Origin of the sequence: Aquicoccus sp. (assembly GCF_041686535.1) — a bacterium.
Taxonomy (GTDB): Bacteria; Pseudomonadota; Alphaproteobacteria; order Rhodobacterales; family Rhodobacteraceae; genus Aquicoccus.
Map to the genome: position 1 here is coordinate 1 of NZ_JAWLDS010000105.1, position 9,496 is coordinate 9,496.

General features: G+C 62.8%; 9 protein-coding genes. 3 read left to right on the forward strand and 6 right to left on the reverse strand.

Annotated elements, in window-relative coordinates:
- The coding region (locus ACESL9_RS15440; protein ID WP_372675112.1) for a thiolase family protein at nucleotides 1-732 on the forward strand (732 nt) is incomplete at its 5' end.
- A gap of 6 nt (nucleotides 733-738) precedes the next feature.
- Here the strand turns inward: ACESL9_RS15440 and ACESL9_RS15445 are convergent.
- Entirely contained in the window at nucleotides 739-1,542 is an 804-nt protein-coding gene (locus tag ACESL9_RS15445; RefSeq protein ID WP_372675114.1) for an enoyl-CoA hydratase/isomerase family protein, read from the reverse strand.
- A gap of 118 nt (nucleotides 1,543-1,660) precedes the next feature.
- Between ACESL9_RS15445 and ACESL9_RS15450 the strand changes: the two genes are divergently transcribed.
- Nucleotides 1,661-2,287: a TetR/AcrR family transcriptional regulator gene (locus ACESL9_RS15450; RefSeq protein WP_372675115.1), complete on the forward strand. Its 627-nt coding sequence runs from the start codon at nucleotides 1,661-1,663 to the stop codon at nucleotides 2,285-2,287.
- Between the two features lie 327 nt (nucleotides 2,288-2,614).
- Here ACESL9_RS15450 and ACESL9_RS15455 read toward each other — a convergent pair whose 3' ends face one another.
- Nucleotides 2,615-4,174 (reverse strand): class I adenylate-forming enzyme family protein, encoded by a 1,560-nt coding sequence (locus ACESL9_RS15455; RefSeq protein ID WP_372675116.1) that lies wholly within the window; start codon nucleotides 4,172-4,174, stop codon nucleotides 2,615-2,617.
- 203 nt (nucleotides 4,175-4,377) lie between these two features.
- Between ACESL9_RS15455 and ACESL9_RS15460 the strand changes: the two genes are divergently transcribed.
- On the forward strand, nucleotides 4,378-5,325 hold the full coding sequence (locus ACESL9_RS15460; protein ID WP_372675117.1) for an NAD(P)H-dependent flavin oxidoreductase: 948 nt from the start codon (nucleotides 4,378-4,380) through the stop codon (nucleotides 5,323-5,325).
- Here ACESL9_RS15460 and ACESL9_RS15465 read toward each other — a convergent pair.
- The 4 genes from ACESL9_RS15465 to dctP all read right to left on the reverse strand — a co-directional run.
- On the reverse strand, nucleotides 5,295-6,839 hold the full coding sequence (locus ACESL9_RS15465; RefSeq protein WP_372675118.1) for an AMP-binding protein: 1,545 nt from the start codon (nucleotides 6,837-6,839) through the stop codon (nucleotides 5,295-5,297). The genes ACESL9_RS15460 and ACESL9_RS15465 overlap by 31 nt on opposite strands.
- Nucleotides 6,840-6,842: 3 nt before the next feature.
- Nucleotides 6,843-8,150, reverse strand: coding sequence for a TRAP transporter large permease (locus tag ACESL9_RS15470; RefSeq protein ID WP_372675119.1), 1,308 nt, complete (start codon nucleotides 8,148-8,150; stop codon nucleotides 6,843-6,845).
- Nucleotides 8,147-8,614 (reverse strand): TRAP transporter small permease, encoded by a 468-nt coding sequence (locus tag ACESL9_RS15475; protein WP_372675121.1) that lies wholly within the window; start codon nucleotides 8,612-8,614, stop codon nucleotides 8,147-8,149. Before ACESL9_RS15475 ends, ACESL9_RS15470 begins: the two co-directional genes overlap by 4 nt.
- 77 nt (nucleotides 8,615-8,691) lie before the next feature.
- Nucleotides 8,692-9,496, reverse strand: an 805-nt coding sequence (gene dctP, locus ACESL9_RS15480; protein ID WP_372675122.1) for a TRAP transporter substrate-binding protein DctP, incomplete at its 5' end; no start/stop codon positions are given.

Here is a 9,496-nt window from a genome sequence, read left to right on the forward strand (position 1 = left end):
GCCATGCAGGCCGCTTGGCACATGAAACGCTGGGGCACACGGCAGGAACAGATCGCCATGGCGGCTTCCAAGAACCATTGGCATGGCTCCATGAACCCGAAGGCGCAATACCGCTTCGAGGTATCGGTCGAAGAGGCGCTGGCGGACCGCGAGGTCTCTTATCCGATCACACGGTCGATGGCTGCGCCAATCGGTGATGGAGCGGCGGCCGCGATCCTGGTGTCCGAAGACGTGCTGAAAAAGCAACCCAAGGAGGTGCGCGACCGTGCCATCAAGGTGCGTGGATCGGTTCTGACAGGTGGCAAGTACCGGGACGCGGACGAGCCGGGCCTGAGCCGGATCGCGGCGAAAAAAGCCTATGACAAGTCTGGGCTGAGCCCCGCGCAGATCGATCTTGTCGAGCTGCATGACGCGACATCCTTTTGCGAGATTTTCCAGATCGAGATGCTGGGCTTTGCCGAGGATGGCCAAGGCGGCGCCATGGTGGAAAGCGGGGCAACAAAGCTGGGCGGCAAGCTGCCGGTCAACCTGTCTGGTGGGCTTGTGTCAAAGGGTCATCCGGTCGGCGCCACCGGCCTGTCGATGATCTACGAATTGGCCCTGCAGCTGCGTGGCGAAGCGGGTGAGCGCCAGGCCGACGGCGCGCGTATCGCCATGGCCGAGAACGGCGGCGGCGTGATCGGTTTTGACGAGGCCGCCTGTTCGATCATTCTGCTTGAGAGCCGCAGCTGAAGCGCGTCACGGCTCGTCGGTGATCCGCCGCGATCCCGACGCGCCTTCGCCCAGCAGGCGGGTTGCCTCGGGCTGCACCATCAAGTCGGCAAACAGCGTGCGCTCGCGCGCATGGCCGTCACTGTCGCCGGCCTGCGCGCTGCGTATCAAGGACTTGATGTGCGCGGCCGCGCGCGCGGGTTTGCCCGCCATGCGTCGCGCCAGGGCATGTGCCGCCTCGCGCGCATCCTCGGCCATCTCCAGCGCCAGCCCGCATTCGACCATCTGCGCCGGGCTCAGCGTATCGCCCGTCAGGGTCATTTGCAGCGCCCTGGATTGCCCGACCAGTTGCGGCAGCCGTTGCGTGCCACCGGCCCCGGGCAGGATGCCCAGGTTGATCTCGGGCAGGCCGAATTCGTGGGGGCCCACCTCGACGATCCGCAGATCGCAGGCCAGTGCAAGCTCGAATCCCCCTCCCATCGCAGTGCCGTTCAGCGCGGCGATGAAAATTTTCTCGCTGTCTTCAATCCTGCGCAGGGCAACATGAATCGGCCCCTCGCGCACCGGGCGATCCATCGAGAATTCCATCTCGCGCGCGGCCATCGAGGCCGATTGAGGCGCCAGGACTTTTAGATCGTAGTGCCGGATGAACACACCCGGCGCGCCACCGGACAGAACGCAGGCCCGCACTGTGGGGTCAGCATCGATTGCCGCGACCGCCTCGACCAGCTGGTGCTCCATCGCACGATCCATCACCCCCTCGTCGGAGTTGTAAAACGTGATTTCGGCAACCGGACCCTGGTGTTTTACCGTGACCTGACCTGTGGCCATCTTCACCCTCGCTTGAATTTGTCGTAACAGGCTAGAGGTTTGGGATTCGATATTCAAACAAACAGTTGATAGAATGACGTGATACCGGGCGACCGGTCATCTTCAAGGAGGAAATGTCGTGGCATCCCGCCCGGACGCGTCCGGAACACCAGACGAAAAACCCAAGCCGCGTCGCCGCAACAAGCGCGAAGAGGTGATCATGAAGGCGGCCGACCTGATGGCGCGCCATGGTTTCGATGGCACCTCGATGCGAGATATCGCCGCCGCGGTAGATATGCTGCCCGGGTCGCTCTATTATCACTTCCCGTCCAAGGAAGACATGTTGCTTGCCATCCACGAACGCGTGGTCGCGAACATGACCAAACGTGTCGAGGCCGCCGTGGCGGCGGGCACAGAGCCATGGGAGCGGATCGAAAATGCCGCCGTGGCGCATTTGGAAGGACTGCTTGAAACCGGCAACATGGTGTCGATCATCTCGCCGAATTTCGCGGAAGAGCGCGAGGAGCTCAACGACAAGCTCAAGGCGCATCGAAACGCGTATGAGATGATTTTCAAGGAGCTGTTCGACGCGCTCGATCTGCCTGATGATGTAAACAGGGGACTGTTGCGCCTACAGCTTTTCGGGGCGCTCAACTGGGTGCCGGTATGGTACCGCCCCGATCGCGGGCCCGATCGCGGGGCGTCACCAGAGGAGATCGCAAGATCCTTCGTTCAATCGCTTCGAAGCGGCTGCCGCCGTCGTTGATGCGGGTAAATCCCGCGGCAGCCACTGAAAGCTGCTGACCGGTGGTGGGACAGGCGCATGGGCGCAAGCGAGTTGACGCCGCCCCGACATCCGCGCTCCAAAAGGAAGCGCCCTGGCGGGGAGCGCGAAGCGGTGACGCAAGCAGCGCCATGCAGAGGCGTTTGCGATCTCATGGGGCGGTTCCTGCCTCAAAGCGCTCCGCCAAAAACCTGAAACACTGCTTTTGGCGGGGCGCGGAGCATGGCTTGATTGATGCGCCCTTCCCGCCTTTATCTGATGTCTCGGGTTAAAGGCGGGACGCTTTCGTCGCGGGATTCGCTTTGCGGCTCAGCTGGCCGCGTCTTTCCAATACGGGGCGCGAAGATCTTTCTTGATGACCTTGCCCAGGGCGTTGCGCGGGAACTCGTCACGCAATTCGACCCCGACAAGCCGTTGGGTTTTGGCAAGCCGTTCATTGGCCCAGTCGCGTATCGTCTCCGGTTCGGCATTGGCGTCCGACACCGGGATGACAAGGGCGAGGCAGCTTTCGCCCCATTTCTCGTGCGGCACGCCGATCACGGTCACGTCCAGCACATCCGGATGCTGGCCGACGATGGCCTCGACATCGGTCGGAAACACGTTGAAGCCGCCGGAAATGATCATGTCCTTCTTGCGGTCGACGATCTTCAGAAACCCGTCCTCGTCCATCACGCCCACATCGCCCGAACGGATGAAGGTGCGGCCGCGTTCGTCGCGCCAGATCAGTTCGCCGGTTTGCGCGTCGCGTTTGTTGTATTCACGCATGATGCCGGCGCCATACCCCGCGATTTCGCCTGGCGTCCCGGGGGGTTGTTCATTGCCGTCATCATCGAGAATTCGCACTTCGAATCCCAGGACCGGGGTGCCGACCGTGTCGAACTTTTCGGCGTGCTGGTGTGGCTTGAGGATGGAGGCGAAGCCTTCGGAGAACCCGTAGAGCTCGTAAAGGCCGGGCGAAATCCGCTCCATCACCTGCCGCTTGGTGTCGCGCCGCAAGGGGGACCCTGCGGACAGGACGGTCCGCAGGCTCGACAGGTCGGCAGTATCCAGTTCCGGGCGTTCCAGAACCATCAGGTATTGTGCCGGAACCATGAAGGTATGCGTGATCTTCTCGCGCGCGACCGTCGCGAGGAACCCGGACGCATCAAACGAGGGCATGACATGCAATGTGCCGCCCGCAAAGAGGGTCGGCAGCATCATCAGCCACGTTCCGTTGGAGTAGAGCGGCGTCGTCGTCAGCGCCCGGCTATCGGATGTAAAACCCATCTCGACCGCGTTCGAAAAGGCCCAATGCAGGCGTGCCCGATGGGTCTGCACGATTCCCTTGGGCAAACCTGTGGTGCCTGACGAGTAGATGATGTTGAACGGATCGTCCAATGCGTGCCGGATATCCGGCATGACGTCGGAGCCTGCTTGCAAGAGTGTTTCCACACTGTCCCAGCCATCCTGCCGGAACCCGAACGCGGCCCAGCTGCGAATCGCGGGCATGCGCGTCTTCAAAGGCGCAACCCGGTCGCGGAACTCATCCGACACGAAGGCTGTGACCGCGTCGCAATCAAGCAGCAGGCTTTCCAGTTGCTCGGTCGTCAGGAGACCGGAAAGCGGGACAACACAGGCCCCCGCGCGGATCGAGCCGAACAGGCATTCCAGCATCTCGATGGAGTTTCCCATCAACACCGCCACGCGGTCGCCCTTGCTGACGCCCGAAGCGATCAGATAATTGGCCACCCGGTTGATATTCGATACGAAGTCGCCCCAGCTGCGCTTGTGATCACCACATATCACCGCATCCTTGTCGCGATAATGCCGTGCATGCGTGGCAAACAGATCGGGCAGATAAACTTGTGGATCGTCGAGCCTGTCAGTCATGTTCCTTGCCTTCTGCGAGTTCTTGCGAAAGGGCTGCGACCCGTAGGCGTTCACACATGAGCACCCTTGCGGCGCCCGCCTCTTCGGGCCTGTGTGCTTTGCGCCGTGATCGTGCCTCCCTTGTCGCCCGATCGTAAAGCATAATTCGTCACTTGCCAAACAGGTGATTGTTAGATTTAACAATCAGAAAAGGGGGAGCAGGCATGGGGCCGTCAGAGCGAACAGGCGCAGGTTTGCGCGCAGCGTTGGGCGCACAGGTGACGCTGCCGCTTTTCGTTGCGCCGATGTTTCTGATTTCGGGGCCCGACCTCATCATCGCCGCGTCGCGCGCGGGTGCCCTGTCGGCATTCCCCTCAATCAACGCCCGAACGCCCGAGGACCTCGCGGCATGGCTCGCGCGGATCAGCGATGAAACCGCTGACGGCGCGCCCTGGGGTGTCAATCTGATCGTCCACAGTTCGAACGCACGTCTGGACGCCGATCTGGCGGCGACCGTCGCGGCCAAGGCCCCGATCGTGGTTGCATCGGTGGGGCCGCCGGACAAGGTCGCCGGGCCGGTGCACGAGTACGGAGGGCTGGTCTTCTCGGATGTCGCGACGGTGCGACACGCGCGCAAGGCCGTCGCCGCCGGTGCCGACGGGTTGATTCTTCTGACCGCCGGGGCAGGGGGCAACACCGGGTGGCTCAACCCGTTCGCCTTCGTTGCCGAGGTGCGCGCCTTTTTCGACGGGCCGATCGCGGTGGCCGGGGCCATCGGCTCTGGAGCCGCACTTTTCGCGCTGGAGGTGCTCGATGTCGACCTGGGCTATGTCGGCACACCCTTTATCGCCACGCATGAAAGCCTTGCGCAGCCGGCCCACAAGGACATGGTGGTCAAGACCGGCGCCGATGGCGTGGCACTGTCCGATCTTGTGACGGGAATACCGGCGAATTTTGCACGCGAGAGCCTGATTGCCGAAGGGATCATCACCGCAGACGGCGAGGCACTGCACACGGGGGCGCTGGATATCTCGTCGTGGAAAACTGTCTGGAGCATGGGACACGGCTGCGGAGCAACGACGGACTTGCACGCTGCGGCCGACCTTATCGAGACCTATCGTGCCCAGTGGCTGAAGGCTGCTCAGATCGCCCGGGGTCGTCCGGCCCAGTAAGGGGCGCGTATCTCGCGTTTGAGCACCTTCCCGGTCGCGTTGCGAGGCAAGGCCTCGACGAAATCCACCGATTTGGGCGCGCGCAAGCTGCCGATGCGGTCTTTGCACAGGGCGATCAGGTCAGCGGCGTCAACCGTGCCGCCAGCGCGCAGTTCGACCACGGCCTTGACCGCCTCGCCCCAGTCCGGGTCGGGCACGCCGATCACCGCCGCCTCCACGACGTCGGGATGCGCCAGCAATTCGCGCTCGACCTCTGCGGGGTAGATGTTGAACCCGCCCGAGATGATTACATCCTTCTTGCGGTCCACGAGCGTCACGTATCCGTCGGCGTCCATTTCGCCGATATCGCCGGTCAGATACCAGCCATTGCGAAAGGCGGCTCCGGTGGCCTCGGTATTGTTTTCGTAGCCCGGCGTGACACCCCAGCCCCTGACCGCCACCTCGCCGGGGGTGCCGGGTGGTACGGGTTGGCCGTCCCCGTCCACGATTCCGACGCGTCGCATGATCGAGGCCCGCCCGATGGACATCAAACGCCGGTCCCATGGTTCCCCGTCGTGGGGGCGGTGATCTTCGGGCGGCAGGAAACTTATCGGCCCCAAGGCCTCGGCCTGACCGTAGAAATTGCTCATCACCGGACCGAAGGCCGCGATCGCCTCGCGCAGTTTTTCAGGCGCCATCGGCGCGGCCGCGTAAACGAACCGGTGCAGGCTGGAATAGTCATGCGCGAGCAGGGCAGAGTCTGCCAGCATGCGGTAGATAACCGTTGGAGGCAGGAACAGGATCTGGGCGCGTTCTCGCTCGATCGCGGCCAGCAGCTCGCCCGGCTCGGCGCTGTCGATCAGAATATGCGTCGAGCCGGTTATCGTCAGCGCGAAGATGAATGTCCCGGCGAAATGCGTCATCGGCGCCGCCACCAGGTGCCGCACGGGGCCGTGCACCTGCATGGCGTGCAACATGTCCATCGACGTGATCAGGCTGGTCAGATGCGTGTGGCGCACCCCCTTGGATCGGCCCGTTGTCCCCGATGTCGAATACAGCGTCCACAGATCCTGCGGATCATGCGCGATATCCGGTGCCAGTGTCCCGGCGGGTTCCCTCCAGGCCCCCATCGCGCTCGGCTCATCGCCATCAATCGCGATCATGCTGCGGATTGCCGGGCAGGATCGGCCCACCTCTTCGACTTCATGGCGATAGGCGCTGTGATAAAACATCATCTCGACGCCAAGATCGCCGAGGATTGCCGCGTTCTGCCCGACAGAATTGCGCACATTGACTGGCACCATGACGCACCCCGCGCGAAATAGGCCCAGCATCGCCTCCAGGCCGCGCCAGTCGTTGTGCATGTAAATCCCGACGCGGGTTCCGGGGCCGAATCCGTCGCGTGCCAGGGCCGCGGCAATGCGATGCGTGCTGGCCTGTGATTGCGCATATGTCCGGGCGATCTCGCCCTGCTTGACGAAATGCGCATCCGGCGAAAGCGCGGCGGAGCGGTCAAAGAAGTCGATCAAGCGCATGGCCTATCCCATCGTCGCCGGGAGGAAGGTTGCGATCGCCGGGAAGGCGAGCAGCAGGGCCAACACGATCATCTCGATGAACAGGAAGGGCAACACGCCCTTGAAAAGCTGTCCGGTGCGCACAAGCCCTCCGGAAGATGCCAGCACCGCGTACAAGTTCAGCCCGACAGGGGGCGAAATGGCCGCGATCTCGATCAGTTTCACGATGATCACCGCGAACCAGATCGCGTCGATACCAAGGGCCTGGCTGATCGGAAAGAGGAACGGGACCGCGATGACCAGAAGCGACACCGAGTCAAGAAACATGCCCAGGATCAGGAACAGCGCCACCGCCATGACGAAAAATCCGAAGACGCCAAGCTCTGCGGTGGTCACAAGGGTGCGGATGTCGCCGATGAAGCCGCTGATCAACAGGAAGCGGCTGAATATCAGGCCGCCGATCACGATCAGAAAGATCATCGCCGTGATGCGCGCCGATTCGAGCAGCGAATCCCAAATGCCGCCGGCCCCGATCCGGCGCATCGAGAGGGCGATGAAAAGCGCACCTGCCGCGCCCACGGCACCGGCAGCCGAAGGCGGGAACAGGCCTGAATAGATACCGCCCATGACCAGCACCATCAAAAGCAGCACGCTCCAGACCTTGCTGATGGCCCGGAAACGCATCGGCCAGGTGATCTTTTCCTTCAGGGGCGGGGCCCACTCTGGGCGAAATTGCAAGAAGACACGAATGCCCAGCATGTAGGCTCCCGCCGTCAAGAGCCCCGGCAGGATGCCGGCGATCAACAGCGCGCCCACAGGTTCGCCCGTCAGCAGGGCGAAAAGCACCATCGCGATGGACGGCGGGATCAGCCCCGCAAGCGTGCCCGCCGCCGCGATACAGCCGGCCGACACGCCGGGGTCGTAGCGGAATTTCACCATCTCCGGCAGCGCCATTCGCGTGAAGACCCCCGAGGCCACAACCGTGGAGCCCGAGGCGGCCGCGAAGCCTGCCTGCGCAAGGATGGTCGCCATGAACAGGCTGCCACGCACCCGGCTCAGCAGGGCCTGCGCCGCGCCGTAAAGATCGCCGATGATACCGGCCCGGCCGGCGATCGCGCCCATGAGGACGAACATGGGCACAACGACGAAATTATAGTCGCTGGCCAGCGTGTAGGGGGTCGTCTTGAACGTCGTGAGAACGAAGGACGCGCCCACGCTCAGGTAAAGGCCGATCGCGGCCACACCCGCGAGCGATACGCCGACCGGCACACCGATCGCCAGGAGCATCAAAAGGCATGCGAAGGCCAGTCCGCCTTGCTCCAGGCCGCTCATTGTTCAGGTATCTCCCGGCTCGATCCACCAATCGCCTGAAGGACCAGAACCATGATCGTCAGCAAGGCCCCGACCGCGCAGGCCACTTTTGCAGGCCAGATCGGATAGCCCAGCGTCGCAGCGGATTTTTCCCAGAATGACACGCTGTCGAGCGCCAGTTCGATCGCACCATAGGCAATGAGGCCGAACACGAGAAGGCCCATCATCTGGCTGAGCCACCATCCGGCCACCTTCACCGCGCGCGGCAGATAGGGCTGGAACAGATCGACCCCGATATGCGCGCGGTGCCGTTGGACCAGCGGCCAGGCCAGAAAGATCGCCGCTGCCGCCAAAGTGCCCGACATATCGACCTTGAAGGACAGAAAGACTCCGAAAACCTCCCCCAGGATGATATCGGCTGCTCCAACGGCCATCACGACGAACAATGTGACCGCGCAGATCGAGATCGCCGCGCGCTCCAGCACTGTCGCATCGCGGCCGATACTTGCAAGGGAAGCGACAAACCCGCGCTTCCCTTGCTCTTTTTCATTGCTTGCGCGCATTATTCGAAGCTTTTGGCCGCTTCGCGCTGCAAGGGAATGATCGGGGCGATTGTGTCCCCCAGGCCGTCGTCGCCCATGCTTTCCTCCCAAACCGCGATCATGTCGGGTGACTTGTCGACGAAAGCGTCCATGTCGGCGAGTTCGACCATCTGGCCGCCAGCTTCATTGAAGGTCGCGTAAGCCTCGGCCTCGGCGCCTTCCAGCCATTCCAGATCCTTCTGCATCGCATCCTGCGCCACTTCCGTCATCAACTCACGCACGCTTTCGGGCCATGCTTCCCACGTCGTCCTGGGAGCGTAAAGCTGGAAAGTCGTGAACGTGCCGGTGTTGATGTCCGAGACATAGGGGGCAACGCTTTGCAGCGAGAAGAAGGGCACCCATTCGATCGGTCCGAAGTTGCAATCCAGTGTGCCGCGCTGCAATCCTTCGCGGATCTCTGTGGCCTGAACACGCGTTGGCACCATGTCATAGGCTTCCATCCAGATCGGCACGTAGGCGCCGCCCACAGCCCGCACGCGCAGGCCTGCCAGGTCGGACATCTGGTTGATCGGCTTGTTGCAGGTCAGCCGATAGGGCGAGGTCACGGTCCATTTGATCGGATGCAGGTTCAGGGCTTCCAGTTCGGCCTGCGTCGGCTCGGCGTTGTAAACTTCACCCGCAAGCTTTTGCGCGGTCGGCGCATCGGCGGAAACACGGTTCAGAAGCCCTCCCCCGACAGATGTCAGCGGCATCTCCGAGGCATGCACCGCCTGGGCGAAGACGCCCAGATCGACGGCGCCGCTGGATACGAGATTCTTGACCTCC